Source organism: Streptomyces sp. NRRL F-5650 (assembly GCF_000721365.1).
Classification (GTDB): Bacteria; Actinomycetota; Actinomycetes; order Streptomycetales; family Streptomycetaceae; genus Streptomyces; species Streptomyces ardesiacus.
Map to the genome: position 1 here is coordinate 16,139 of NZ_JOGV01000019.1, position 24,862 is coordinate 41,000.

A 24,862-nucleotide genomic window follows, 5' to 3' on the forward strand; every position below is an offset into this window, starting at 1 on the left:
GTCCCAGGAGCCGCCCGTGTCCACCCCGCTTCCCTCCTTCGCCCCGTCCGCCGCCTACGCCGACGCGCCCGGCCCCACCCTCGTGGCACCCGAGACGCGGAAGCTGGACGGGGTCGTACGGGAGGCGTACGTACCGCCGTTCGCGCCCCCGGTGCGCCGCGGGTCCCTCGCGGACCTGCCCTTCGACAACGCGGCGGCCGTCCCCGGGCAGGTCGTCCTCAGCCGCCGCTCGGCGGAGGGGGACTGGTCCGACGTGACGGCGGCCGAGTTCGCCGGGCAGGTGCTGGCGGTCGCCAAGGGCATGATCGCGGAGGGGCTGGCGCCGGGCGACCGCGTCGCGATCATGGCGCGGACGACGTACGAGTGGACGCTGCTGGACTTCGCCGCGTGGGCGGCGGGGCTGGTCACCGTCCCGGTCTACCCCACCTCCTCCCTCTTCCAGACCCGCTGGATCCTCCAGGACTCCGGCGCCGTCACCCTGGTCACCGAGACCACCGCGCAGGCCGCCGCCCTCGGCCCCGAGCTGGACCGCATCCCCGACCTCAAGCACCTGTGGGTCATGGACAAGGGGCACGTGGAGCGGCTCGCGGAGCTGGGCGCACGGGTGCCCGACGCGGAGGTGGAGGTGCGCCGCGGCATGCTCGGCCCGAGCACGCTGGCCACCCTGATCTACACCTCGGGCACCACCGGCCGCCCCAAGGGCTGCGCGCTCACCCACGGCAACTTCTTCGCCGAGGTCGACAACGCCATCGAGCTGCTCTACCCCGTCTTCAAGGCGGAGACCGGCGAGGAGCCCTCGATCCTGCTCTTCCTCCCGATGTCCCACGTCTTCGGCCGCATGGTCGCCGTGGCCTGCGTCCGCGCCCGGGTGCGCCTGGGCCACGCGCCGAGCCTGAAGCCCCAGGACCTGCTGCCCGACCTGGCGGCCTTCCGCCCCACCTGCCTGCTGACCATCCCGTACATGCTGGAGAAGGTTTTCAACAGCGCCCGCGCCAAGGCCGAGTCCGGCGGCCGGGCCGCGGCCTTCGACCGCGCGGTCTCGGTGGCGGTGCGCTACGGCGAGGCCAGGGAGGCCCGCCAGACCGGCACCGGCGGCGGCCCCCGCCGCGGCCTGAGGACCGCCCGCTCCCTCTACGACCCGCTGGTCTACCGGAAGATACGCAACGCCATGGGCGGCCGGGTCAAGTACGCCATCTGCGGCGGCTCCCCGCTCGGCCGCCGCCTGGCCGCCTTCTACGCCGGGGCCGGCATCGAGATCTTCGAGGGCTACGGCCTCACCGAGACCACCGCCGCGGCCACCGTCACGCCGCCGCTCAAACCGCGCCTGGGCACCGTCGGCTGGCCGCTGCCCGGCACCCGCGTGCGCATCGCCGCCGACGGCGAGGTCCTCGTCTCGGGGGAGCAGGTCCTGCACGGCTACTGGGACCCGCAGGCCGGCGGCGTCGTCCCGGCCGCACCCGACGGCTGGTTCGCCACCGGCGACATCGGCAGCCTGGACGACGAGGGCTACCTGACGATCACCGGCCGCAAGAAGGAGCTGCTGATCACCGCGGGCGGCAAGAGCGTCGCCCCCGCCCCGCTGGAGAACTGGCTGCGCTCCCACCCCCTGATCTCCCAGTGCCTCGTGCTGGGCGACCGCCGCCCCTACGTCTCCGCCCTGTTCACCCTCGACCCCGACGGCCTCACCCACTGGCGCCGCATGAACGGCAAGCACCCCGTGCCGCCCGAGCTGCTGGTGGACGACGAGGAGGTGCACGCGGTGCTCCAGCGGGCGGTCGACGAGGCCAACAAGCTGGTCTCCCGCCCGGAGTCCATCCGCCGCTTCGCGATCCTGCCCAGGGACTTCACCGAGTGGGAGGGCCACCTGACCCCCTCCATGAAACTGCGCCGCGACGTGATCATGCGGGACTTCGCGGCGGCCGTGGAGGGGCTGTACGAGGGGCAGGACGGCGCGGGGATCAGCGGCGGGCGATGAGACAGGCGGCCGGCGGGAGCGGTGCGGACGGGTCCGTCTCCTGAACGCGCACCGTCCGGGACAGCACGGTGAAACCGGCCCGCTCCAGCAGCTCCGCCATCCGGTCGGGCTGCCGCCGCTGGAAGTCCAGGGCGACCGGGTGGCCCCACGGCCGGTCGTGACGGCGGGGCTCGTCGCCGGCCTGGAAGCCGAGCAGCAGGTGCCCGCCGGGTGCCAGCACCCGCCCGACCTCGGCGAAGAGGTCCGGCAACCGCTCCCACGGCGTGTGGATCGAGGAGTACCAGGAGACGGCCCCCGCGAGGGCGCCGTCCGGCAGGTCCAGCTCCAGCATGGACCCCTGCTCGAAGCGCAGCCCCGGGTTCTCGCGGCGCGCGATCGCGAGCATCGAGGCCGACAGGTCGAGGCCGAAGACGCGCAGCCCCAGCGAGGCGAGGTGCGCGGTGACCAGCCCGGGCCCGCAGCCGAGGTCGGCCACCTCGCCCCCCGGTCCCACCAGCTCGGCGAAGGCGCCCATCAGCGCCCGGTCCAGCGGGGAGTCGTCCAGCACGGTGCGGAAGCGGGCGTGGTAGTCCTCGGCGACGGCGTCGTAGAAGGTCCTGGTGGTGGCCACGAAGGCGGGGTCGGTGGTCATGGGAGGGACCCTAGGGGCAGCCACTGACAGCCGGCCCCAAAAGCTCCGGCGGGAATTCACGGAGAATTCACGGACGGAGGGCGCCGCGAAAGGGCAGGAGCCCCGTCGCCGAAACCGGCGCGGGGCTCCTTGGGTACTGCTGTCAATCAGACAGGAGTGACATTCTCCGCCTGCGGACCCTTGGGGCCCTGCGTGACGTCGAAGGACACCTGCTGGTTCTCCTCGAGGGACCGGAAGCCGGTCGCGTTGATCGCGGAGTAGTGGACGAAGACGTCGGGGCCGCCGCCTTCCTGGGCGATGAAACCAAAGCCCTTTTCGGCGTTGAACCACTTCACGGTTCCGGTAGCCATAAGCCCTCCTTGGGCTCAAAGGGTTGCCCTGCTCCAGAACCAGCAAGTGTGAAGACTTTGAATGCCGCACAACTGCATACGTCTGAGAACGACGAGAGCCCGCGGTCACATGCTCCGCAGGCTCTGTACTGCAAGGGAAACCAAACTGCAACTTGCTGTGAGCCTAGCACGCAGGGCCCCCCGCGCAACAGAGGTCAAGATCACTTCACCCGAACGTTTGAACCCCTGCGCCGTTCGGCTGACGCCGGGGGTCGGCGACGGGCGGAACCCGGGGGAGGGCTAGCCTCGCGATGTGGACAATTCTCGCACCCGGCCGCGCGTCGGCCACATCCAGTTCCTGAACTGCCTGCCCCTCTACTGGGGGCTCGCGAGAACAGGCACGCTCCTCGACTTCGAGCTGACGAAGGACACCCCGGAGAAGCTCAGCGAGCAACTGGTGCGCGGTGATCTCGACATCGGTCCCGTCACCCTGGTCGAATTCCTCAAGAACGCTGACGACCTCGTCGCCCTTCCCGACATCGCCGTCGGCTGCGACGGCCCGGTGATGTCCTGCGTGATCGTCTCGCAGGTCCCGCTGGAGCGGCTCGACGGCGCCCGGGTCGCCCTGGGCTCGACCTCGCGCACCTCCGTACGGCTCGCCCAGCTCCTCCTGGCGGAACGGTTCGGCGTACAGCCGGACTACTACACCTGCCCGCCGGACCTGAGCCTGATGATGCAGGAGGCCGACGCGGCCGTCCTGATCGGGGACGCGGCCCTGCGCGCCAACATGATCGACGGCCCCCGCTACGGCCTCCAGGTGCACGACCTGGGCGCCCTGTGGAAGGAGTGGACGGGCCTGCCGTTCGTCTTCGCCGTCTGGGCGGTCCGGCGGGACTACGCGGAGCGCGAGCCGGTCATCGCCCGCAAGGTGCACGAGGCCTTCCTCGCCTCCCGCGACCTCTCCCTGGAAGAGGTGGACAAGGTCGCCGAGCAGGCCGCGCGCTGGGAAGCCTTCGACGAGGAGACCCTCGCCAGGTACTTCACCACGCTCGACTTCCGCTTCGGCGCCCCGCAGTTGGAGGCGGTCACCGAGTTCGCCCGCCGTGTCGGCCCCACCACCGGCTTCCCCGCGGACGTGAAGGTCGAGCTGCTCCAGCCACTGCGGCCCTGACACGACCGGCGTCCCGGCCCGGGCGGCCCACTACCCTGCTGGCAGGTACCGGCCGGCGTACGGGGGAGGGGTGGCGCCATGCGGCCGCTCGACGACGACGAACCCACCGCCGTGGGGCCCTACCGGCTGCTCGGCCGCCTGGGCTCCGGCGGCATGGGCCGGGTCTACCTGGGCCGCAGTGCCGGGGGCCGCACGGTCGCGGTGAAGGTCGTGCACCCGCACTTCGCGCTGGACGAGCAGTTCCGGGCCCGGTTCCGGCGCGAGGTGGACGCCGCCCGCCGGGTCGGCGGCGCCTGGACCGCGCCCGTCCTGGACGCGGACCCCGAGGCGCGCGTGCCGTGGGTCGCCACGGCGTACGCGGCCGGTCCCTCCCTCACGGCGGCCGTCGGGGACGGCGGCCCCCTGCCCGCCCACTCGGTCCGGGTGCTCGGCGCGGGCCTCGGCGAGGCGCTGGCGGCCGTGCACGAGCTGGGCCTCGTCCACCGCGACGTCAAGCCCTCCAACGTCCTGCTCACCCTCGACGGGCCCCTGCTGATCGACTTCGGCATCGCCCGGGCCACCGACGGGACGGCCTCCCTGACCTCGACCGGCGTGTCGATCGGCTCGCCCGGCTACATGTCGCCCGAGCAGGTTCTCGGCCAGGGCGTCACCGGGGCGGCGGACGTCTTCTCGCTGGGCGCCGTACTGGCGTACGCGGCGACCGGACGGCCGCCGTTCCCCGGGGACTCCTCGGCCGCGCTGCTCTACAAGGTCGTCCACGAGGAGCCCCGGCTCGACGGCCTGGACGGGGAGCTGCGCGAGCTGGTCGCCGCCTGCCTGGCGAAGGACCCGGCCGCCCGCCCCGCCCCCGGTGAGGCCGCCCGGCACCTGGCCCCCGAGGGCGCGGCCCGTCTGGTGAGCGGCGGCTGGCTGCCGGGGGCACTGGTGGAGCGGGTCAGCCGGAGCGCCGTGCAGCTCCTCGGGCTGGAGGCGGCCGATCCGGAACCGGAGGAGGGGGAGGGGTCCGGACCGGTCGGCTTCAGCCGCTCCTCTGTCACGGCGGACGGCGGCGCGGCGCCCGTGGCCGCCGGTGCCTTCGGGCCTCCGCCGACGATGCCCGCACCGTCGCCGGGCTCGGCCTCGCCGCCGCCCTTGCCTCCGTCGTCGGACCTGCCCTCGCCCTTGCCTCCGTCGTCGGCCTCGCTCCCGCCCTCGCCTTCCTCCTCGCCCTCGCCTTCGTCCTGGCCCGCTTCGCCTCCGTCCCCGTCGGCCTCGCCCCCGTCGGTCCCCGGTCCGAGGGGGCGGGAGCGCGGTGCGGATCCGGCGCGCCGTCCGAGCCGGTTGGCGCTCTCCGTCGCGGCCACCTCGACGCAGGCCACGGGAGGGCGGGGCCGGCGGCTGAGCTGCACGGTGGCCCTGGCGGTGGCGGGTGCGCTGGTGGCGGTGACGGTGGGGTCGGTGTTCGTCCGGGACCTGCTGCCGGGCTCGGGCAGCGACGCGAACGACGCGGGCGGCGCCGACCGCACCCCCGGTCCGCCCGCCGCCACCGCCGGTCTCCTGCCCGGCCGCTACGTCGGCACCTGGGAGGGCCAGGCCGCCGCCCTGGGCGGCAAGCTGCCGCTTGGCACCTTCCGCATCACCCTCAGGCAGGCGGACATCGGCGAGGAACTGGGCCGACTCCGCCAGACCGACGCGCTGGGCGGCGTCTGCGTCGACGTGATCACCCTCAAGAAGGTGACGGACAAGCAGATCGTCGCCGCTTCCGTCGGCGCGCAGGACAACCACGACGGCTGCAATCCCGCGCCCACCACGGTCACGTTCACACCGGTCGGCGACGACCTGGACTACGCGTCGCAGAGCGAGGAGTCGGGGCGCCCGGAGGCACGGCTGTCGAAGATCGGGTAGCTGGGGTGGTGCGGCAGGCGGCGTCGCCCGGCGAGGGTTCCTCCCGCATGCCGTAGCGCCAGATCAACGCGACCAGCACGGCGGTCACGGCGACGGCGGCCGCCAGTCCCACGCCCCACAGGTACGGGAACTGCTCGTGCACCCAGCAGGCGCCGCCCCGGCGGTCGCAGACGCCGTCCCAGTCCCGGCGGTCCTTGGGCCGCCAGGTCGCGCCGATCAGGCCCAGCACCAGCCAGCCGGCCACCAGCCCGGGCAGGGCGGCGACGGCCCAGGCGAGTGAACGGAGCCTGCCCGTACGCCACTTCATCCGGGTCAGCGGTGCCACGAGGGCGGCGAACGTCAGCGGCAGGAGCGCGCCCAGGGTCGCCCCGAAGGCGTATCCGCCGCCCGGCCACGCGGGCGCCAGGCCGCCCCACGCCCGGTGGCCCCACCGCATGTCGACGAGGACCAGCGGCAGCAGGAGAACGAGGAACGCGGCGACGACGCCGACGGCACCCAGGCAGCCGACCAGCCGGCCAGGGCCCGCACGCCGGGAGCCGTTCTCACCGGCGGAGGGCCGCCCGTCGCGCCGGTGCTCGTAGCGCAGGGCGGGACCTGCGGCCCGCCGCCGCCCGGGCCGGCTGGAACCCCGGCCACTCACCCCGGGACCACGACCGTCCGCAGTTCCCCGTCGCCGAGGTGCAGCATGCCCTTGCCCGGCGTGACCTGGCCCCCGACCATCTGGCGTGAGATGCGCAGCCCGATGAGGTCGCCGCTGGAGGACTCCTGCGGGGAGAGCAGAATGCCGCGGCGGGCCTTCTTCGCGTCGACCTGCCAGCCGGAGAAGCCGCTGCACACGTCCTCCTCGTCACCGGCGATGACGAGGGCGAGGCCGCGTTCGGCTCCCCGGGAGACGATCTTCTTCATCTGGCTCTCGGCGTCGCAGTCCTCGAGGATCTCGCCGTCGTCGACGAGGACCGCGACGGGCTCCTCCAGGCTCGCCTCGTCGATCAGCTCCTCGAACTCGTCCTCGTCGATGTCGTCACCCGTGAAGACCTTCAGCACGCCCTCCACTCCGTCCAGTTGGCGCACCGGCGACTGGCGGGGCGCCGCCACGACGAGGCGGGTGCCCTGGGCGAGGAGCGACTGGGCCACGTTCATCAGCACCGTGGAGCGACCCGACTTGGCCGGTCCCGCGATGACGAAGGACGGTACGCCGTCGGCCAGGTCGGGCCCGAAGCCGACGATCTCGTCGCCGCCGATGCCGATCAGCGCCCACAGCTTGGAGCGGGACGCCTCCGGGTCGCGCATCTCCCAGGCCTCCGGGAAGGCGATCCGGCTGGGCAGACTGTCGACGCGGAACGGGCGCCGGGCGCGCGGGACGTCGGCGTCGCGCGCCGCGGCGGCCTCGCCGATCGCCGTGATCGCCGCGGCCTGGCCCTGGCCGGTGGTGTCCTCGGAGAGCAGTGCGAACTGCGTCTCCGTACCGGCCTCGTTGCGGAAGGCGCGGCCCGGCGGGATCTCCTCGGGCACCTTGCGGGACGGGATGCCGAGCGTGGCGAAGTCGCTGCGGTCGGCCAGGCGCAGACCGTACTTGTCCTCGGTGAGGGTCGCGATGCGCCCCACGAGCAGCGTGCGGTCGCCGGTCAGGACCAGGTGGATGCCGACGCTGGCGCCCTCGCGCATCATGGTCTGCAACTCGTCGGTCAGCGAGCCGTGGTCGACCTCGCCGAGGGTGGGCACCCAGCCCTCCCACCGGTCCAGGAGCACGACGATGTGCGGCAGCCGCTCCTCCTCCGTCACCGCGGCCCGCTGCTCGCCGATGTCCGCGAATCCGGCGTCGGCCAGCAGGTCCTGACGGCGCGACAGCTCGCCCTTGAGCCGGTTGACGAGCCGTACGACCCGCTCGGTCTGGTTGCGGCCCACGACCGCACCGCAGTGCGGCAGCCGGGTCAGCGCGTTCAGGGCGCCGTTGCCGCAGTCGATGCCGTACAGGTGGACGTCGGCGGTGGAGTGGGTGCGGGCCAGTGAGCCCGCGATGGTGCGCAGCACCTGGGAACGGCCGCTGCGCGGAGCACCGCCGATCATCAGGTGCCCGAAGCTCGAGAAGTCGACGACGACCGGGCGGCGGGCCTGGTCGGCGGGCAGGTCCTCGATGCCGTACGGGGCGGGCGGCAGCTTGCCCGGGGCGGCGCCCGCGAGGGCCGGGACCTCGATCTCGTCCAGCAGCAGCGTCTCGTCCAGGGCCGGCAGCCAGGGGCTGTGCTGGGCGGGGATGCCCATCGACCGGTTGGCGTCGCGCACCGCGTCGACCAGCACCTTGAGGTCGGTGATCTCGTCGTCCTCGCGGGACTCGGTCTTGGGCTTGGCCAGCGCCGCCCGGCCCAGATCCTCCCAGTCCAGGGGGCCGACCCAGGGGGCGAGCGCGGCCGGGTCGGCCGCGCCGGGCCGACGGCCGCCGACGCGTCCCGACTGGAAGGGGACGAGGGAGGAGTGACCGAGGCGGACGTAGGCACGGCCCGGGGTGTTCTTGGAGATGTGCCCGGCCTCGGGCGAGTCGATGACGTCGGACGACTCGCCGCCGTCGGTCACCCGCAGCGCTATGCGGAGGTTGGTGTTGGCGCGGATCTCGGGGGAGACCACGCCGCTGGGCCGCTGCGTGGCGAGCAGCAGGTGGATGCCGAGGGAGCGCCCTCGCTGGGCGATGTTGACGAGCCCGGTCACGAAGTCGGGCAGGTCCCGCACCATGGAGGCGAACTCGTCGATGACGATGAGCAGTCGGGGAACCGGAGCGTGCGAGGGGTCTCTCCTCACCAGGTCCTGATAGTCCTCGATGTCCTTGGCGTCGGCGGCGGCGAGGATGTGCTCGCGCCGCTTCAGCTCGGCCCCCAGCGACTCCAGGGCGCGCTCGACCAGGTGCGCGTCGAGGTCGGTCACCATGCCGACGGTGTGCGGCAGCTTCACACAGTCCTTGAACGCGGAGCCGCCCTTGTAGTCGACGAGGACGAAGGTCATGTTCTCCGGCGTGTTCGCGACGGCGAGGGCCGCCACGATGGTCTGCAGCAGCTCGGACTTGCCGGAACCGGTCGTACCGGCGATCAGCCCGTGCGGCCCGTCCTTGCGCATGTCGATGCCGAAGGGCCCGTCGTACGACTCGCCGATGACGGCCATCGTGGACTGGCCGCCCGTCCGCCACCGCGCACTGATGGCCTCGGCCGTGGGCGGCTCGAGCTGGAGCACGTCGAGGAGCCGGCTGGCGCCGGGCAGTGCGGAGTCCTCGGTCTCGCCGCTGATGTCGCGCAGCGCGGACAGCGAACGCGCCAGCCGCAGGCACCAGGCGGGCGTGACGAAGTCGGGCCGCACGTCGGTGATCCGCTCGACCCCCGCCTCCTCGACCCGCAGCCGCAGCTTCTCGGCGCGGGCCCGCCGCTCGGGTTCGGCCGGGGCGTTGGTGTGCCACGCCTGGAAGGACGGGAAGCCTCCCGCGGCCTGCTGTGCGGGCTGCGCCTGCTCGTCCCGCTGCTTCCCGCGCTCCTCGGCCCTGGGTTCGGCGACGACGAACGCCTGGCACTCGCCCGGCAGGAAGCGCTCCTCGGCGTCGAGACAGACCGCGAACATCGACACGGCGGGGCCCTCACGCAACAGCCGTACGACGCCGGGCAACGACCGCAGCCTGCGCGAGCCGTCCCACACCACCACGATGTCCGGGTCGGTGAAACTGGTCCCCTGGGCGCTGCTGCCCTTCTGCTCGGCGGCCTTCTTGCGGGCGTCGAGGATCTGCGTCAGCTCGCCGATCCGGGCGCCGACGGTCTCGGCGTCGGTCCCGATCAGGACGTTGACGTCCTGTCCCCCGGAGGGCCGCGCATGCGGCAGCCACCGCACCCAGTCCCATTCACTGCGCGCGGAGTTCTCGCTCAGCACGTAGAACTGCACGTCCATCGGGCTGTGCAGCGCGGCGGTCTGTGCGACGGCCCAGCGCCCCAGTGAGCGTGCCGAGTCCCCGGGGCCCGCGATGCCGACGACGCCGAGGCCGCGCAGGGACAGCGCGACGGGCGCGTCCTCGATCTTCCAGGTGACCTGTCGCCGGTGGTCGTCCTGTTCGGGGTCGTCGAGCACGACCTCGGACGGGAGCCGGCCGGTCCCCACCCGCAGCAGCAGGTGGTCACGGTCGGTCCGCCGCCGCTCCCAGAGCCGGGTCCGGGGCCCGGTCCCGATGGACAGTACGACCGCCGGATCGGGAATCGCCTGCCGTCGGTCGTCCCGCTCGGCGACCAGTGCGTCCTGCGCGTCCTTCTCGATCCGCGCCTTCTGCTCCTCGTACTCCTTGACCTGCTTGGCGTGGGACTTGCGCCCGTGCTTCTTGTCGTTGAAGTAGTTGGCGAACAGCAGGATCGGGCTGAGCCCGGCCATGATCAGGTAGTACCAGCGCTGGAACACCAGCACGGCGACCACGGCGCCCACGAGCGGGGTCAGCGCCATCAGCCAGGGCAGCGGCCGCGCCTCGTACTCGCGGGGCGGCGAGGGCAGCCGGAAGCTGGTCTGCCGCTCGGGCGGACGCAGGCGGGGCGGGCGGTTGTAGTCCAGTCCAACGCCGTCCTCGGACCACTTGAGCGCGGCGTTGGGCGGCGTGTACCGAGCCAGCTCGACCAGTGAGTTGCCGACCGCGATCTGTCCCCCGAGCGGCCAGTCGTCCTCCTCCCGGTCCTTGACGGACTCCCCGTCGAGGGTGACGCCCTCCTTGTCGGAGTGCACGGCGACCTTGCAGGTGCCGTCTGCGGCGACGGAGAGGGTGAGGGCGCGGGCGTCGACTTCGGGGTCATCGATGCGGACGTACGCGGCCGGACCGCTTCCGACGTCGTACTTCCCGACGCCGAGCCGGTGCACGAACCCCGCCCCCGGGCCGCCGACGATCCGCAACTCCACGAGCCCGCCGGGCTCCCCGGGCAGACATCCGGAGGGATCCTGCAGACTGACGACGGCGCCCTCGCGCAGCGGCGACCCGATGACCGTGGCGGACGGATCGACGGCGTACCCGTCGACGTAGACCAGTGGCGCGCCACCGGACCCCGCCTGGCCCTGGTGCCCGATCGGAATGACCTGGGCCCCGGCGACCCCGACCTGCTTGGCCAGCTCCGCGGCGATGTCCCCTACGGTGGACTCGGGATCGGCGTCGAGCACGACGTCGGCGGTGCGACCGCCGTACGGATCGACGACGGTCAGGGTCAGTCGCACGCTTGTCCTCCCCGGGCGAGCCACTGCGGCCGCTTCCACACCACGGTGCACAGTCCAGGCGACGATATCCGCTGGGTGTCGCGGTCCGGCAACAGGGCGGTGACTGGTCGTTTCCGTTGGCAACGCAGGGATGTGACACCCGTGGCCTCCCCCGTAAGCTGCTGCCTCAAGAGCGGACGATCACACCGGTCGCCACGTGCGACCGGCCCGACCGGTGCGCCGGTCCGGTCCGCAAACGAGGAGCCACGGGGGTTGGCCCTGCGGCGTTGTGAGAGGAAGCGGCTTCATGGCCAAGGACCTTGACATCACATATCAGGACATGCGGGAAGCTGCCAAGCATGTCGTGAAGGAGAAGGAAAAGCTCCAGGAGAAGCTCGACGGCCTTCGCAAGTACATCGCGAACCTGGTCGAGTCGGGCTACGTCACGAAGTCCTCCTCCAAGGCGTTCGACGACAACTTCGACGAGTTCACCCGGGGCGCCAAGGACACCCTCGACGGCCTCGACGGCATGGGCGACTACCTGACCACGGCCGCCGACAAGTTCGAGCAGATCGACGAGGAGCTGGCCAAGCAGGCGCGGAGCAAGTAACGCCTCCTCGATGCCCGGCGCGCCGGCACGAGTCCGCGCGCCGGGCACCCGCCAGGACGGAACGGCGTAGGCCGGAGCGTCAGTTGTCGGCCAGGGGCTGGCGGAGCAGATAGGTGTGGAGGCTGCTGCGGGGCTCCTCCGTGTCGAGGCGCAGCCAGGAGCCGTCCCGGTAGCGGATCAGTACCATGCGTGTGTCGAACTCGCCGTTGAAGGGGTCCACCAGCTTGGCTTCGGCGGCCGGGAGACGAGCGACGACTTCCATCCGCTTCTCCCTGCCCGTGGTGACACGCTGAGGCGGAGCCGCGAGGACGATGCCGTCCTCCGTCGCGACGACCAGTCGTTGGTGGTGGGTGGAGTTCCTGTACCAACCCAGCAGGAACTGACCCGCTGCGCCGTACCAGTTCCCGTCGAAGACCTGGTCGAGCCCACGTTCGGCGGTGATGGCGTCGCGGCGTCTGTCATCGTCGTCCTTGACGCGCAGTCGCTCCTTCTCCTCCTTGGTGGCGAGTGCCCGCTTGAGCGCTTCCTCCGCATTGGACAGGAGGGTCAACAGCAGGACGAGGGGCGTGAACAACACGGCCAGGGCTGCCCCGACCATGCCCAACGGCCGTAGCCTTCCGGGCCGGAGCCGGGGGTTCTGAGCAGCCTCGAGCACGTCCGCCGGCGGTTGCGGGATCTTGTCGATCGTGCACCACTCGCAGGCCTCGGCGTGAACACCGAGGCGGTCCGCGATCACGCGCTGCTCGCTCCTGGAGTTCACGACACATCCCTTCAGCTGCAAGCGGGTCGGGCCCAGTTGTACAAGAGCGTATCCGGCGGTCGGTCACTGAAGGGCTGGAGGCTCCCGCGGTGGAGGCGGAACAGGAAGGCCACGCAGCACACTGGACCGCCATTCGATTGACTCACGGTTCCGGCGTACGCCAAGGACGGCGGCGCGGAGCACACACCCGGTGAAGGCGACGTTTGCGCCGGCCGCCGCCAAGGCCCACCCGGGGGGTGCGGCGCGCTCCAACTGGATGGCGCCTCTCCCTCGGGGTCGTGGAAGACTCGGACCCGATCCCCGGGCCGTGCGTCACGGCATCCACCGGCCGGGCCCGCGACCACGGCGCCGTCGTACCCACGCAGCTCGCAGGACGAGTTGACCCGGGTTTGCTCCGTGGACGCCACAACGGCGTCGATCCATGAGCCCCGCTGTTGCAGAGTGCGGTCCTGGGTCAGAAAGAGGCCGACGACGAAGAGCGCTGCGGCGGAGAGGAGGAAACAGAGCAGCAGGACCGGTCGCTGATCAGTGTGGACCGCGACCAGCCACAACAGTCCGAGTGCGACCGCCAGGCCCGGAAGGACAAGCCGGCGGCCGACGAGTCCGGAGAGTATGGCGCCGCCTCCTGCCGTTCCCGCTTCGCCTTCTCCTCGTGCGTCTGGTCGCCCAGCCGCTCGGCGAATCCAGGCTTCGGCGGCATGCCGTCCAGCTCACGCTGGAGGCCGGCCGCCTTGTCCTTGGAGGCCTGCGCCTCACTCTCCAGTTTCTCCGCATACGCCTGCTGCTCGCGCATGTAGCGCGCCCGGTCGTCCAGGGTACGTCCGGCGTCGGTGAACGAGTCGCGCGCGTCGTTGACCTTGGGCCGGAAGTCGTCGTGGAACTGCTCACGGAAGGCTTCGGCAGCCTTATGCGGACGTGCAGGAGGTCGACGTCGCGCTGTGTCTCGGTCAGTGGCCGCAGGCGGCTGCTCCCGGGGCGCATGCCGGGCAGAGGGCCCCCTTCCGGTGCGGTGGGGTAGTGCTGGGCGCTCCATGTCGCTCGCTGTGGTGCGTCCGGTAGCCGCACTGCTCGGCGACGTAGGCGAAGGCCGCGAACTTCCGCCACGACCGCTGCAGGCTGCGGACGTCGTGGCGTTCGGCACCCTGGGCGCCGTCCCGCAGCAGTGCTCTGAGCTGGGGCTGCAGGAACATCGGACCAACCTCCTGAGACCGGGTCGTGGCACAACGCCAGGACGCCGCTACCGTGTGATCGGCGAGAGGGTGCAACCACACGCCCCACGGGTAGCTTCCTGTCACTGGGCCGGCAAGCTCCCTGCGGTGGGAGGCGTTCGACACACAGGGACAGACAGGGACGCACAGTGACACGCAGGGGGAGAAGTGGGTTCGTCCAAGTATCCGAATCTGGGGTTCGATCCGGGAGCGTCTCACCCGGGGCCCGGCTTCCAGGTCACTGCTGTTCCTGTGGTGCGGCGTTGTGGATCCAACGCAGGGAGCCGGCCATGGCCTCGCACAGCTCACCCAAGGGGCTTCGTACACCACTCAGCGGGACGGTGAACGAGAGCAGGACGTAGCCAGCCCCGCCCGGCATCTCGACGTAATAGTCAAGTGCCGTCGTCGTGGCGACGCGTACGCAGGGTCCGGCCGGCAAGCTGGAGACGGAGACGGTCGCCCCGCCCTCTTCCCGGGCCCGCAAAGCCTGGGCGAATTCTTCCGGTGAGGCTCGCAGCACATCTCGCATGGGCAGCAGGGAGACCATCAGAGTCGCCGGGGCGCCCGTACCGGCGACGACATCCGTTCGCAGGTAGAGCTCCAGAGCTCCCTGGGACACACCGGTCTCCACAGCGTTGCGCAAGGAGGCCCAGAGTTCGCGACCGGCGTCGGTGGACAGATGCCTGCGTGTTGCCTGTTGGTCGACGAACTTCTTCAACTGAGGTCGCCATCGGTCGGCCATCAGGTCGATGCGGAACCAGTCACGAGGAACGAGGAGCCGATAGTCGTCCGGTGGCCGGCTTCGTCGGGTCGTCGTCACGTGCCGAGCCCCACGGGCGTGCCCTTGTCGTCGAAGAAGCAGAGGGACTTGAGGATACCGGCGAACATGGCGGAGAAGACATCCCACCCTTCCTGCGTCGGAGTCACCATTTCGAGCACGACGACAGTGCCGTTGGGCAGTGGGACGTGAGCTTGGATGAACGACGTCCAGAACGGTTCGTCATGCCCGGAGGGGGCGAGCGCCGCGTCGACGACGGACTGCCGGGCGCCGATCACCGACACCGCGGGACCGCAAGGAAGGTCGATTTCCGTGACTTCGCCCTGAACGAGGTCACGCAGCGCCCCGGCCGTGGCAAGGATTGGGCGCAGTCGGGCCTCGTCCGCGAGCTCCGTCATGGAGACATGGACCGTGGCCGTGCAGCGTGTGCCGTCGACCTCTGTGATGACGAATCCGGCGTACTGGATCCCGCCCTCGACGAAGGCGTCGTAGTTGCCCGCGCAGAGAGCAGCCCACTGGTACTGCATGTCCTCGGGCGCGTCCGGCATCACCTGCTGGGCCAGAGAGATCAGCTCATCAGCGAGTTCGTCGATGGATTCCACATCCATGGGCAACTCGAAGAAGCCCTCGGGCATGATCCAACGAACGTGGACCGCCTCGCCCTCGGACACCGAGGCAAGTCCGTTCTCCGAGGTGGCCGTAGTCATCGCGAGGTCGCTCCATCGGGCAGTTCCAGTTCCGCCGCGTCGGCGTGGAAGGTGGCGGCGAAGGGGTAGGCGCCGTAGTGCGGGTAGAAGGCGGGCAACTCGGCGCCGTGCTCCGCAGCGACGTGCGCGATCTTCCGGTAGGCGGCCGCTCGGGCACGCATCTTCTGCCGCGGTCGGTTTCCCCAGTGGCGGGTGAGTGAGATGACGTAGAGCAGGACGATGACGGCAAGGACCGCACCGCACGCCGCGTAGTACAGGTTCTGGGACTTCGTTGATTCCCAGTACTGGACGTAGCCGCCCCAGTAGACGAACAAGGCTGCGATGATCAGCGCGGAAGGAATACCTAGCTTCATTCCTGCGCTGTGCAGCTTCACGTCGTCCAAGTGGCGAAGGCGCAGAAGCTTGAGGACGGCTGTGTCATCAAGGAAGTCGTAGTGCAGCCGTCTTCCCTCGGAGAGTGCCAGTTCCCGCGCTTCCGGCACGCGGGACAGTACTTCGCCAGGCACCATCTTCCTGACAATGTTGCCGCGGGCCTTGTACTCGTCCGGTCCGAGCTCGTGGTCTTCTGCCGGCATCGAAGTCGTTCTCCTCGTGTGGCGGGTCGTGGGCTACCGGGCCAGGGCAGTGTGGAAGGGTGCGGGCGACGGCATGGGAGTCGGCTGGGGAGAGGGGCTTGGCTTGACCTTCGGCGGGACTCCGGGGTCTCCCGGGTCGCCGGTCGCTTTGCCGTCATGACCGGTGAAGATCTTCACCATGGCGCTGGCGAAACCGCCTGTTTTGATGGCAGCAGTGAGCTTTTCACCCGCGATGACGGGCTTCCCGGCCTTCGTGAGGATCTTGTTCACCGTGTTGACGGCGATACCGTTGAAGAACTTGAAGGTGACACCCTCCATTGCGGCGCTGCCACTGAACCGTATACCGCGCAGCTTGGACAGTCCCTTGAGTCCCTTGAGGGCGCTGAACCCCTTCAGTGCTCCCAGCCCCGGCATCACGCCCAGGGCGTCGAAGAACAGTCGTGTCGCGCTGAACTTGCCGCCGCGCACCGTCATGTCGTAGACGTGCCCTGCCAAGGCCAGGGCGCTCGTGACAACCGACAGGCCCGCGAAGATCGGAGCCAGTACCTGGAGTGGTGGTACAAAGGCGCATACAACTGCCAGTACGGACAGGATCGCTGAGACGTTGGACAGTCTGTCGGCCCAGTCGGCGAGGAAGTTCATGATGCCGCCGGGATCGCGCACGCCGTCGTGATGCACGATGTTCTTGATGTGCTTGGCAGCCGCTTTCGCTGCGTCGTCACGTATGATCTTGGCTCGTCCGATTTCGCTGTGGCACTCGCGGATGACACCCATAGCGGCGTCACGTTTCTTCTCGAGACGAGTACGTTCCGTCACGTCGTCGCGTGACGGAACGGTCCCTTCGTACTGCTTGAGGTCGCTGATGGCGGTTTTGTGATCGGACTCCGCCTCTCGGTACTTCTGCAGGGCCTGGTCGGCGACTTTTTGGGCCCGATGCAACTCGCTGGCGTACTCTTTCGATTCCTCGCCGTCGACTACCTTCGTACCCAACGCCTTGGCCGCTTCGTCATAGCGATCGAACGCTCGCTTGAGGCGACCCGAGGCGCCGTCCGCTATCTCGTGAAAGGCGCGCCCGGCGTCGCTGTCCCATCCGTCCACGGACGACAGGGCTCTGATGTTTCGAGACTGTTTGTCGATCTCGTCTGCCATCTTGCGCAGCTTCTTGCCGAGTCCGGCGACCTCATAGGGGTCTCCGGGTATGGGGTCGCCGTCGTGGAGAGGTTCCCAATCGCGTGGCCGCGAACTCACTTCTTCCCCTTCGACTTCTTGCGTGCATCCCGGAGGGCCTCGGCAAGCTTGTGATCGACTTCGTCGTACGTGTCCGCTGCGGTCTTGGTGAACTTCGCCAGGTTCTCGATGTCCTTCATGAGTTTCTTTCGAGTCTTCTTCCAGGTGTCTGAAAACTCTCCGAAAACGTCACGCAGGTCCTTGCTGCCCAGCTCGTCGCTGTATTCTTCGGCGGGGTTCCCGTGCTCCTTGAACTCGCGGTGTATTCGGAACAGTGAGTCGGAACAGTCTCGTATGATTTCGAGATCTGCTCGTGTCCTGTCGCTCATGACGCTTGTCCCCCTGATCGCCGTGGAGTCCTGCGCAGGCCAGTGCCTGCCGCTGGTCCGGATCCGTGATCCTCGTCGCCACCGGCCGTGAGTGGCGATGCTGCCGCCTCGAGCACGATGGCAGTAGGTAAGGGGTGGCGCTTCACAGTGGACTCCCCGTGGGACACAAGGGTGATCAAGGGTACTGACGGTATAGGCGTGGGGCGTGGATCGCCAGAGTCAATTGCGCCGGAAGGCAGGGCAATTCGCGGAGGATGCGCCTGTGTGGCCGTGGACACACAAGACCGTGACGAAGCGCCGGTCAGCGTGGCGGCGCTTCAGGTTGGCTCACCGAATCCGAGCGTGCGGCCGATGTGGGCCAGGCGTGCGCTGTAGGAGTCGAGCAGGAAGACGGACGGCGTGGAGATGGTGACGTAGACGCAGTAGCTGTGCGGCGCTGGGACGATCAGCTGCAGGGCTGCCATCGGAAGGGGCGGTACGGCGATCCCGGCCTCGATGTCCGGCAGTCGGAGCGTGCGCAGGGACGTCGACATCACCCCTGGGCCACACGGAAGTTTCGTGGCGAGCAGTATGTCCTGCGGGCCCTGCAAACCTTCTCCCAGCGGGAAGCTGATCTCTTCCAGACGGTCCTCGGCGACGTCGGAGAAGAACTTCTTTGCCGTCGCCTGATAGATGCCCTCGGCGGTGAACAGACGTTGGGCGGGGCTGTGCCCGCTGGGGCGGACGGTGACCGCGAGCAGGCCCATGGACAGCCGCTCGTCTCCGTCCACTTCCTCGGTGCCGATGCACATGGCGGTCAGCAGCACGTTCTCTCTGGCACTCAGCAGCGGAAGCTGGCGGCGCAGGCCCTCGCTGGCGGCGTCCCGTGCCTCCGCGTCCGCCCCCGGCAGCAGTTCCGCCATGGCCTCGCGCCAGCCGTCGGACTCGGTGGGCTCCGGTAGCCGGACGAACTCGTCCGGGACGTCGTGGTGGAAGGCGTAGTGGAACGGAGCGGCCGCGTCGCGCTCGATGTCACCGGTCGGGCCGTGGGACACCGCGCTCATGCGGCCGTACCCAACTGCGAGGGGTCGAGGTGCTTGGTGAAGGTGCCGCCCGACGAGCTGAGGGCGCTCTGCGCGTCGAAGGTGGGGGACGCCGGCCCGGGTGCCATGACCTTGCCGTCGTCGGTGGCGCCGAAATAGTCCATGAACGGTCCGACGACCGGAATGTCGCCGATCTTGAACTCGCCGTCCGTCCACCGCCCCTGGTCCCAGGTGCCGTTGTGCATGTTGGAGCCGATGCCCAGCGCGGCACCGGCCCACGTCGCAGCCTTGTCGACAGCGGTACCGGCGGCGACGAAGGACCATCCTTTGCCGGCCATGCCCAGACCTCGCGCGGAGTTGGCGACGCCACTGGGAAGCCCGCGCAGGCCGTTGAGGATGTTGCCGAACCGCACGTTGCCGAGGGCCTTCATGAAGCCGGAAGACAGCCGCAGTTCGCGCCCGGCGGTGACGAGGGCGCGGCCGGACTGAGCGAGCCGCGCTCCGGCCAGGCTGAGACCGCCGGCGAACACGCCGACGGCGTCCCAAGCGATGGTCTCCCACGTCACGTCGGCCCCGCCGGCCTTGGCGGCCAGGTGGAAGGCGAGCGCGAGCCCCGCGATGACGAAGGCGGCCACCCCCAGGCCGGAGAAGAAGATCGCGAGAACGCCGACGACCATGGCGATGTCCGCCAGTATGTCGCCGATCAGCTTCCAGAAGTTCGGGTCCGTGATGGTGTCCCAGGCGTCCGAGAGCAGATCGCCCACCGCGTCCAGAGCCTCCTCGAACCAGCCCGGCTCCGGAGGCGCGTCGTCGGCGGCGCCCTTGACCAGGCGCGTCACGTCGGCCGCCGCCTGCCCGTGCTCGCTCTGAAGCGAGTACGCGCGGCTGCGGACCGCAGACAGCTCGCCGGTCGCGGTCTCCAGGGACTGCTTCTTCTCCTTGGCCTCCTTCTCGTGCTTCTTCCCTTCCTCGTCCGACAGACCCGCGGTGGAGGAGGGCAGCGAATCCACGGCGCTCTGGGCCGAGTTGACCCTGCCAACGGCCTCCGCAGCTTCTTCTTCCAGCTTCCTCGCCCTGGACTGGAATCCGTCCAGTTGCCTTTCCCAGCTACTGAGGGCCCGGTGAGCCGCGTCCAGGGACCCCAGGGCCTTCTTCAGATACGGGGGAACGGGCGCGTAGGTGTCCTGGAACACCGTGGCGGCCTTGCCCGCCCAAATGCCGTCCGCGGTTCCCATCTTGTTCAGCTCCGTCTGGGCCGTGTCGCTGCCGCTGGTGACACGGCCCACCGCCTTCACCAGATCCCGGACGGCCTCGAGATCACCCGGTGCTGGATCGAACCCCAGATTCGGGTATTTTTCGGAACTCATCGGACTTCTCCCCGTGCTTTTGTGCTGGCTGAGCCGGTAAGTTACCAGCGGCACCCGTATGTCACGATGGGGCCGCCCCACGTACGAGCCCGAGAAGGAGACGGTCATGGACGAACGGCATCTCCTCAACGAGCTGATGAAGGCTGTCGCGGAGGAGGCGGGCGAGTTCGTGGTAAGGCCGCATGTCCCCGGCCTGAAGAAGTTCGCGGCCTTCGCGTACGTGGCGGAGAGCTACGGATATCGCTATTCCGGACACGCCCCCGGGAACGCGGCCCTGAACAATCCCTTCTTCCTGTTCGTCCGCATGCCGGACGCCCGTGAGCGGGCCGCCGCTCTCCAGGCGGCCCCGCGGGATGCTCATGGCGGGTTCCTTCTCCCCGGCATGCGGCCGGGGCTCGGTCTCACACCTGTCCCGGAAGCGCGCCCCCATGTAGAGCTTCTCTACTCACAGATGGTCGTGGAGGCGAGTGGCCGGTACAACCCGCGAGTCCTGAGCAACATCCTCATCCTGCCGGTCGTCATGGCGATCTTCCTGATCTTCCCGGGGTACTCGGTGAAGAACGTACTCATCGCGGTGGGAATCTGGGTGGCCTTCTTCGTCTTCTACCTCGTCGGCCTCGGTGTGACGCGACAGCGTAGACGCACACATCTCGGCCGCCTGGCCGCCGCGGGCGTGCAGTGGCCGCCACGGGTCGGGACGTGAGCGTTCACTTCTTGGCCTGCGCCGCCGATTTCTTGAGTTCGTCGTAGAGCGCCTGATCCATCTTGAGGAATTCTTCGGACGCCTTGTTGGCGAACTTGGAGACGCCCTTCGTGAGCTTCGACAACTGCCCGAATCCGTAGTCCCACGAATCGGCGAAGTCGTCGCAGGCTGACTGCAGGTCGGAGTGGCCGACCTGGCTGGAGTCCGCCCGCTTCATTTCCTGTGACGCCTCCTTCATGCGGCCGCCGCTGTTCTCGAGGGTTTTCGCCATCTCCTTGACCTCGTCGGAGAAGAATTTCAGGAAGGACATGCGTCTGCTCCGTGTGGTGTTCAGCGGTTGACCGACTGGATCTCCTGGACGGTGACGGCCTGCGCGTTCTCGAAGGTGCCGTCGGGCAGGTCGTCGCCCGCGCCGCCGGTTCCGGTCCAGGCGATGTCCCAGGTGATGGTGGCCTTGAGGCTGAAGGTGCCATCACCCGAGGAGCGGAGGTACTTGATGCCACAGGGCGGGGTGCGGTCGGCCTTGCCCTGGGCGTAGGGCTCGCCGACGGCACCGCCGTCGATCGTGCACTGGCCGGAAGGGGGGTAGGTCTCGGCGTCCGGGGTGCCCGGCTCCAGCCTGAGTGACACCGGCTTGGCGGTGGTCGTCGCCGACAGGTTGAGGCCGGGGGCGTCGAGGGTCGCCGTGGCCTGGACCTCGTGGAAGTCGGCCTGGTCGAGCCAGGCCCAGGTAGGCAGGTTCACCTTGGTGGCCGCGGCAGGGGCCAGGGTGACCTTGGTGCCGGGGAGTTCCATGTGCTGGTACGCGAGGGCGGCGAGTATCTCCGGGGTGATGGCTTCCTCGTACTGGGGTGGCGGGGCTTCGCCGTTGTCGACCCAGAAGGGGAGTTCGGTGCAGGAGTTCCGCTTGAGGAAGTCGGGTTCGTCGGGATTCGCGACGCCGGCCCAGAACATGCCCTCGCCGTCCTTTTCGACGTTGTAGTCCTCGTACCCGGGGTGGTCCTCCCAGCCGAACCCGTCCTCGTAGTGGGACTTGGTCTGGGCGATCGCCGCCCCTGGGGTTCCTGTCATCCCGGGGGCGCTCGCGGCCTCCTCTATCTCGGCGGACATCTTCTTCTTGAAGTCCTTGGCGCCGAGGTAAGGGGCGTACCAGCAGGGGGGCGGGGACCAGTTCACGTCCGCGGACCTCACATTGCCGGGGCCGCCGTTGGGGGCGACGGAGCCGGAGTACCGGATGCTGACGGCGGCGTAGATGCCGGAACGGTCCCGGCCTCCACCCTCTTTCGTCCCGGCGCCCTGGTCGTTCGCGGTCGGCTCTGCGGCGTGGGCCGGCGCACCGAGGACGACCGTGCCGAAGGCCAGTATCAGTGCCGCTGTGCCGACGCCCAACGTAGTACGCACTGCATCATTCACTGGCACTGCTTCGCCTTCGTCTCTACGAATACCTTGGAGGCCTGCCAGAGGCTGTCGGCGGTGGGGTATTTGACCATGATGATTTCGAAGTGGTCGAAGTCTGCGATGCTCGGCTCGCTCTTGAGAACCTTCCCGGTCTTGACCTCCTTCCCGTAGAACTTGCTGGAGTCCACGCAGAAAGCGACCTCCACCGAGTTGCCGTTGGAGGCGGATCGAGTGGCGACGTCGTAGTGACGTCGAGTACCGGTCGATGTCCATCCGCCGTCGATGCGGCTGTTGATCTGGGTCTCGGCGTAGTGCAGCCCGTCGCCGGTGGCGTAGGCGGCCACGGCGGCGTCCTTGGCCGTGCGTTTGTCGACGCCCCGATAGATCGCGCGGATGAAGTTCGCCGCATCCTCCATGGCGGCTGCTTCATTCTTGGCCTCCGGCTTCTTCCAGTCGAAGACCAGGTTCATGTCCTTCGGCAGGGACAGGTCCACGCCGTCCGGCTTGTCCTCCGCCGGTGCCGTCGAGGGGGTCGCGGATTCCTTCGGGGTCTTCGTCGCCTGGTCGGCCCCCGCGATCTTGTCGTTGTCGCTGGACTTGTCGTCCCCGCCCCCGCAGGCCGTCAGCAGCAGGGCTGCTGAGGCGACGAGCGCGGCAGCAACGGGCAAAGAGCGGCGCTTCACAGTGGACTCCCCGTGAGACAGAAGTGCGGTCGAGACCAACGACGGTATCCAGGGGGTTCCTGGTTTCGCCAGGGTGAATGGCCGAAGGAACCGTCAACAGGTCAGTCCGTGTCGACCAGCGCGCGCAGTTGCGGAGAGAGTTCCGGTACGCGTGCGCCCGCCTCCTGTGCTGCCTCCAACGCCTTCACGTACTTCAGGGCCTCCTCGCGCAGCTCGTTCTTCTCGCGGCCCTGGCGGCTGCCCGCCAGCCAGACGAAGACGGCCACGGGGACGAGGAAGACGGCGGCGAATCCGATCGGGGAGTCTTCGGAGTAGGCCCAGGCGGCGCCGATCACGCCGGCGAAAACGAGGAGCCAGCCTGTCTCGTCGTGCCAGCCGCCTACGTCTGCCATGCGTTCGTAGTCCTCGACCTTCGAGGTTTTCGGCGGTACGGGTACGGCGGGGGCGGGCGCCGACGGCTTGGCAGCGGTGTGCTTGTCCGGGCCTTCGTCATCGGGTGGGTTGATGGCCCGCTCCGGCTCTGCCTGAGCAGGTGGTGCCTGCACGGCGGCCGGTTGTACCGGCGGATACGTCGGTACCGGGGCGGCACCCTTCCCGCCTCCGGTCGACGACCGGCCCTCCAGCCATGCCGGTATGTGTGTGACGGGGATCCCGTGGGCACGGGCGACGCCCAGTGTCTCGCGATAGCCGGCGAGTACCGGGTGGGTCAACTCGCGCTTCCATCGAACGCATACGAATGTGAGGGCCGCGACGGCGACGACGAGGAGGGGACCGGCCGGAGCGGCTGCCAGGACCGGATCGTCCGCGAACGCCGGAAGTATCGGGCCGATGAACGCCCAGACGATCCCCACTGTCAGGGTCGATGCTCCCCACCAGGCCAGTGGTCCGCGCTGCGTCGCCTGCAACGCCTGCCGCCGCTCCGCCAGCATGGCCGCCACTGCCGCGTCATCGGTGTAGTCGACGCCGTGACGGGTGCCGATGGCGCGTACGGCCTCCGCCACTCTCGGATCGGCCGACAGCGCGGCCCCGTTCACCGGGAGTAGCCCCACCGTTTCCCCCACTGCTCTCCCCGCTCCGTCTGCGTAATTCACCGCGTGCCCGCCCCGTCACCGGTCCGAGCGAAGATCATGGCACGGGTGGCCGGCTCCCTCGTGAGTGAATCGTGCAGGGGTGATGGGCGCAGCGTGACGAAGGGCACGCGGACGGCGTCCGGCTCTGGTCGTCCGTGGTTCGCGCGAGCACAGTGGGGGTGGCCGCTCGGCGGGCGGTGCTCAAGGGGCCTGCCAGGGTGCGAAGTTGCAGATGAGTAATGGTGCGCGGGGGGAGGGGGCAAGGAGTGGACGTGCCTTGAGGGGCTTATGTGCGGCTGATACGGTGCCATGGCTTGACACTCGCCGTACTGCCGGATATTCGCCCGGGTCGGGCGGGTGCGTCAGGGGTTGTCCCGGGACGCCACTGGTCGAGCGGTCGCGGGCGAAGTGTCCGAAAGTGCAGATGATTCCGCTTACTTGGGCGATCGGCGCCCGAGTGGGTACGTGGCAGACGATTTTCTTGGTTGTACGGGGAGCGGTTGCGTGAAGATCCAGGAGCGTACGGGGGCGGGCGCGGGACGTTCCGCGGCTCCGGCTCAGCCGTCGGTCGGTGACCGGCTTCCCAGCCCTCCTCGCGAGCGCAAACCGGCGCTGGCCGCGCTGGCGGTGCTGCTGATCCTGCTGGGCGCGCTCGGCGCGACGGTGCTCGTGCTGCAGGTCGGTGACCGGGTCGAGGCGATCCAGGTGACCGCGGACATCAAGCCCGGCGCGTCCATCACCGAGGACAACATCAAGGTCGTCATGGTCAACGACGACTCCGGCGCCCACTTCGTGCCCTGGGACCAGCGGGCGAGCCTGATGAAGCTCCAGGCCAAGTCGACGATCTACAGCGGCACCGTCGTCGTCGGCGAGATGTTCGGCGCCAAGGCGCAGATGCCCGAGGGCAAGGCGTCCGTCGGTCTGGCGCTCAAGGACGGTCAGTACTACGCGGACATCAAGAGCGGTGACACGGTCGCCGCGTACCGGGTCGGCACGAGCGGTTCCAGTGGCTCCAGCAGCTCGGACTCGTCCGACAAGGGCTCCTCGTCCTCTTCCTCCGGCAACGGGTTCATCGCCAACGCCTCGGTGGAGAGCGTCAAGGGGGAGGGCGACGCCACCGTGAGCACCGGCGGCAAGTCCATCACCCTCCTCGTCGACGAAGGCGACGCGGCCGCCCTCGCCTCGGCCTCGTCCGCCGGCGAGGTCGCCCTCGTGCGCATCACCGCCAAGTAGAAGGCGACCGAA

At 69.5% G+C, this 24,862-nt stretch carries 24 protein-coding genes; 6 read left to right on the forward strand and 18 right to left on the reverse strand.

Going from position 1 to position 24,862, the window contains the following annotated elements; translation table 11 throughout:
- The first annotated feature begins 16 nt into the window (after window positions 1–16).
- Window positions 17–1,975, forward strand: a complete 1,959-nt coding sequence (locus IG88_RS0118845; RefSeq protein ID WP_031042226.1) for an AMP-dependent synthetase/ligase — start codon at window positions 17–19, stop codon at window positions 1,973–1,975.
- Here the strand turns inward: IG88_RS0118845 and IG88_RS0118850 are convergent.
- Both IG88_RS0118850 and IG88_RS0118855 read right to left on the reverse strand, forming a co-directional pair.
- Entirely contained in the window at window positions 1,959–2,606 is a 648-nt protein-coding gene (locus tag IG88_RS0118850; RefSeq protein ID WP_031042237.1) for a class I SAM-dependent DNA methyltransferase, read from the reverse strand. The two genes, IG88_RS0118845 and IG88_RS0118850, sit on opposite strands and share 17 nt — an antisense overlap.
- 146 nt (window positions 2,607–2,752) lie before the next feature.
- Window positions 2,753–2,956 carry a cold-shock protein gene (locus IG88_RS0118855; RefSeq protein ID WP_004984723.1) on the reverse strand — a complete coding sequence of 68 codons (204 nt, stop codon included), beginning with the start codon at window positions 2,954–2,956 and terminating at the stop codon, window positions 2,753–2,755.
- 292 nt (window positions 2,957–3,248) lie between these two features.
- On the opposite strand from IG88_RS0118855, the gene IG88_RS0118860 reads away from it, so the two are divergent.
- Both IG88_RS0118860 and IG88_RS0118865 read left to right on the forward strand, forming a co-directional pair.
- On the forward strand, window positions 3,249–4,106 hold the full coding sequence (locus IG88_RS0118860; RefSeq protein ID WP_031042241.1) for a menaquinone biosynthetic enzyme MqnA/MqnD family protein: 858 nt from the start codon (window positions 3,249–3,251) through the stop codon (window positions 4,104–4,106).
- A 78-nt stretch (window positions 4,107–4,184) separates the two neighbouring features.
- Window positions 4,185–5,990, forward strand: coding sequence for a serine/threonine-protein kinase (locus tag IG88_RS0118865; protein ID WP_031042244.1), 1,806 nt, complete (start codon window positions 4,185–4,187; stop codon window positions 5,988–5,990).
- Here IG88_RS0118865 and IG88_RS0118870 read toward each other — a convergent pair.
- Window positions 5,905–6,630, reverse strand: a complete 726-nt coding sequence (locus IG88_RS0118870) for a hypothetical protein (protein ID WP_031042247.1) — start codon at window positions 6,628–6,630, stop codon at window positions 5,905–5,907. The two genes, IG88_RS0118865 and IG88_RS0118870, sit on opposite strands and share 86 nt — an antisense overlap.
- A complete protein-coding gene (locus tag IG88_RS0118875) occupies window positions 6,627–11,201 on the reverse strand; it encodes an FtsK/SpoIIIE domain-containing protein (protein WP_031042250.1) in 4,575 nt (1,524 codons plus the stop codon). The genes IG88_RS0118870 and IG88_RS0118875 overlap by 4 nt, the downstream gene beginning before the upstream one ends.
- A gap of 286 nt (window positions 11,202–11,487) precedes the next feature.
- Here IG88_RS0118875 and IG88_RS0118880 point away from each other — a divergent pair, with 286 nt between their 5' ends.
- Entirely contained in the window at window positions 11,488–11,790 is a 303-nt protein-coding gene (locus IG88_RS0118880) for a WXG100 family type VII secretion target (RefSeq protein WP_031042252.1), read from the forward strand.
- Between the two features lie 79 nt (window positions 11,791–11,869).
- On the opposite strand, the gene IG88_RS0118885 is transcribed toward IG88_RS0118880, so the two are convergent.
- The 10 genes from IG88_RS0118885 to IG88_RS0118925 all read right to left on the reverse strand — a co-directional run bounded on the left by IG88_RS0118885 (window position 11,870) and on the right by IG88_RS0118925 (window position 19,763).
- A complete protein-coding gene (locus IG88_RS0118885) occupies window positions 11,870–12,550 on the reverse strand; it encodes a hypothetical protein (RefSeq protein ID WP_031042256.1) in 681 nt (226 codons plus the stop codon).
- A 454-nt stretch (window positions 12,551–13,004) separates the two neighbouring features.
- Complete coding sequence (locus IG88_RS43775; RefSeq protein WP_051851953.1) at window positions 13,005–13,343, reverse strand: hypothetical protein; 339 nt, start codon at window positions 13,341–13,343, stop codon at window positions 13,005–13,007.
- Window positions 13,344–13,497: 154 nt separating this feature from the next.
- On the reverse strand, window positions 13,498–13,740 hold the full coding sequence (locus tag IG88_RS38765) for a hypothetical protein (protein ID WP_051851954.1): 243 nt from the start codon (window positions 13,738–13,740) through the stop codon (window positions 13,498–13,500).
- Window positions 13,741–13,996: 256 nt separating this feature from the next.
- Window positions 13,997–14,578: a hypothetical protein gene (locus tag IG88_RS0118895; RefSeq protein WP_031042259.1), complete on the reverse strand. Its 582-nt coding sequence runs from the start codon at window positions 14,576–14,578 to the stop codon at window positions 13,997–13,999.
- Window positions 14,575–15,243 carry a hypothetical protein gene (locus tag IG88_RS0118900; RefSeq protein WP_031042261.1) on the reverse strand — a complete coding sequence of 223 codons (669 nt, stop codon included), beginning with the start codon at window positions 15,241–15,243 and terminating at the stop codon, window positions 14,575–14,577. Before IG88_RS0118900 ends, IG88_RS0118895 begins: the two co-directional genes overlap by 4 nt.
- Entirely contained in the window at window positions 15,240–15,818 is a 579-nt protein-coding gene (locus IG88_RS0118905) for a hypothetical protein (protein ID WP_031042262.1), read from the reverse strand. Before IG88_RS0118905 ends, IG88_RS0118900 begins: the two co-directional genes overlap by 4 nt.
- Window positions 15,819–15,851: 33 nt before the next feature.
- The gene (locus IG88_RS0118910) at window positions 15,852–17,066 is read right to left on the reverse strand and encodes a putative T7SS-secreted protein (RefSeq protein ID WP_031042264.1); all 1,215 of its coding nucleotides are present in this window, start codon (window positions 17,064–17,066) and stop codon (window positions 15,852–15,854) included.
- Window positions 17,063–17,374 carry a hypothetical protein gene (locus IG88_RS0118915; protein ID WP_031042270.1) on the reverse strand — a complete coding sequence of 104 codons (312 nt, stop codon included), beginning with the start codon at window positions 17,372–17,374 and terminating at the stop codon, window positions 17,063–17,065. Before IG88_RS0118915 ends, IG88_RS0118910 begins: the two co-directional genes overlap by 4 nt.
- 317 nt (window positions 17,375–17,691) lie before the next feature.
- A complete protein-coding gene (locus IG88_RS0118920; RefSeq protein ID WP_031042274.1) occupies window positions 17,692–18,417 on the reverse strand; it encodes a hypothetical protein in 726 nt (241 codons plus the stop codon).
- Entirely contained in the window at window positions 18,414–19,763 is a 1,350-nt protein-coding gene (locus IG88_RS0118925) for a hypothetical protein (protein WP_031042277.1), read from the reverse strand. Before IG88_RS0118925 ends, IG88_RS0118920 begins: the two co-directional genes overlap by 4 nt.
- Before the next feature lie 106 nt (window positions 19,764–19,869).
- Here IG88_RS0118925 and IG88_RS0118930 point away from each other — a divergent pair, with 106 nt between their 5' ends.
- Window positions 19,870–20,466, forward strand: coding sequence for a hypothetical protein (locus IG88_RS0118930; RefSeq protein ID WP_031042279.1), 597 nt, complete (start codon window positions 19,870–19,872; stop codon window positions 20,464–20,466).
- Window positions 20,467–20,470: 4 nt separating this feature from the next.
- Here IG88_RS0118930 and IG88_RS0118935 read toward each other — a convergent pair whose 3' ends face one another.
- The 4 genes from IG88_RS0118935 to IG88_RS0118950 all read right to left on the reverse strand — a co-directional run bounded on the left by IG88_RS0118935 (window position 20,471) and on the right by IG88_RS0118950 (window position 23,581).
- A complete protein-coding gene (locus tag IG88_RS0118935) occupies window positions 20,471–20,776 on the reverse strand; it encodes a hypothetical protein (protein WP_030401696.1) in 306 nt (101 codons plus the stop codon).
- A 20-nt stretch (window positions 20,777–20,796) separates the two neighbouring features.
- Window positions 20,797–21,867, reverse strand: coding sequence for a hypothetical protein (locus tag IG88_RS0118940; protein ID WP_031042282.1), 1,071 nt, complete (start codon window positions 21,865–21,867; stop codon window positions 20,797–20,799).
- Window positions 21,868–21,875: 8 nt separating this feature from the next.
- On the reverse strand, window positions 21,876–22,547 hold the full coding sequence (locus IG88_RS38770) for a hypothetical protein (protein ID WP_031042284.1): 672 nt from the start codon (window positions 22,545–22,547) through the stop codon (window positions 21,876–21,878).
- 101 nt (window positions 22,548–22,648) lie between these two features.
- Complete coding sequence (locus IG88_RS0118950; RefSeq protein ID WP_234332211.1) at window positions 22,649–23,581, reverse strand: hypothetical protein; 933 nt, start codon at window positions 23,579–23,581, stop codon at window positions 22,649–22,651.
- A gap of 540 nt (window positions 23,582–24,121) precedes the next feature.
- Here IG88_RS0118950 and IG88_RS0118955 point away from each other — a divergent pair.
- Complete coding sequence (locus IG88_RS0118955; RefSeq protein WP_031042290.1) at window positions 24,122–24,850, forward strand: hypothetical protein; 729 nt, start codon at window positions 24,122–24,124, stop codon at window positions 24,848–24,850.
- Window positions 24,851–24,862: the final 12 nt, after the last annotated feature.

Bases quoted from the DNA above. Each gene is read 5' to 3' on its own strand.
- IG88_RS0118850 (WP_031042237.1), bottom strand. From the start codon at position 2,606: ATGACCACCGACCCCGCCTTCGTGGCCACCACCAGGACCTTCTACGAC.
- IG88_RS0118855 (WP_004984723.1), bottom strand. From the start codon at position 2,956: ATGGCTACCGGAACCGTGAAGTGGTTCAACGCCGAAAAGGGCTTTGGT.
- IG88_RS0118865 (WP_031042244.1), top strand. From the start codon at position 4,185: ATGCGGCCGCTCGACGACGACGAACCCACCGCCGTGGGGCCCTACCGG.
- IG88_RS0118880 (WP_031042252.1), top strand. From the start codon at position 11,488: ATGGCCAAGGACCTTGACATCACATATCAGGACATGCGGGAAGCTGCC.
- IG88_RS43775 (WP_051851953.1), bottom strand. From the start codon at position 13,343: ATGCGCGAGCAGCAGGCGTATGCGGAGAAACTGGAGAGTGAGGCGCAG.
- IG88_RS38765 (WP_051851954.1), bottom strand. From the start codon at position 13,740: ATGTTCCTGCAGCCCCAGCTCAGAGCACTGCTGCGGGACGGCGCCCAG.
- IG88_RS0118900 (WP_031042261.1), bottom strand. From the start codon at position 15,243: ATGACTACGGCCACCTCGGAGAACGGACTTGCCTCGGTGTCCGAGGGC.
- IG88_RS0118905 (WP_031042262.1), bottom strand. From the start codon at position 15,818: ATGCCGGCAGAAGACCACGAGCTCGGACCGGACGAGTACAAGGCCCGC.
- IG88_RS0118915 (WP_031042270.1), bottom strand. From the start codon at position 17,374: ATGAGCGACAGGACACGAGCAGATCTCGAAATCATACGAGACTGTTCC.
- IG88_RS0118920 (WP_031042274.1), bottom strand. From the start codon at position 18,417: ATGAGCGCGGTGTCCCACGGCCCGACCGGTGACATCGAGCGCGACGCG.
- IG88_RS0118925 (WP_031042277.1), bottom strand. From the start codon at position 19,763: ATGAGTTCCGAAAAATACCCGAATCTGGGGTTCGATCCAGCACCGGGT.
- IG88_RS0118930 (WP_031042279.1), top strand. From the start codon at position 19,870: ATGGACGAACGGCATCTCCTCAACGAGCTGATGAAGGCTGTCGCGGAG.
- IG88_RS0118935 (WP_030401696.1), bottom strand. From the start codon at position 20,776: ATGTCCTTCCTGAAATTCTTCTCCGACGAGGTCAAGGAGATGGCGAAA.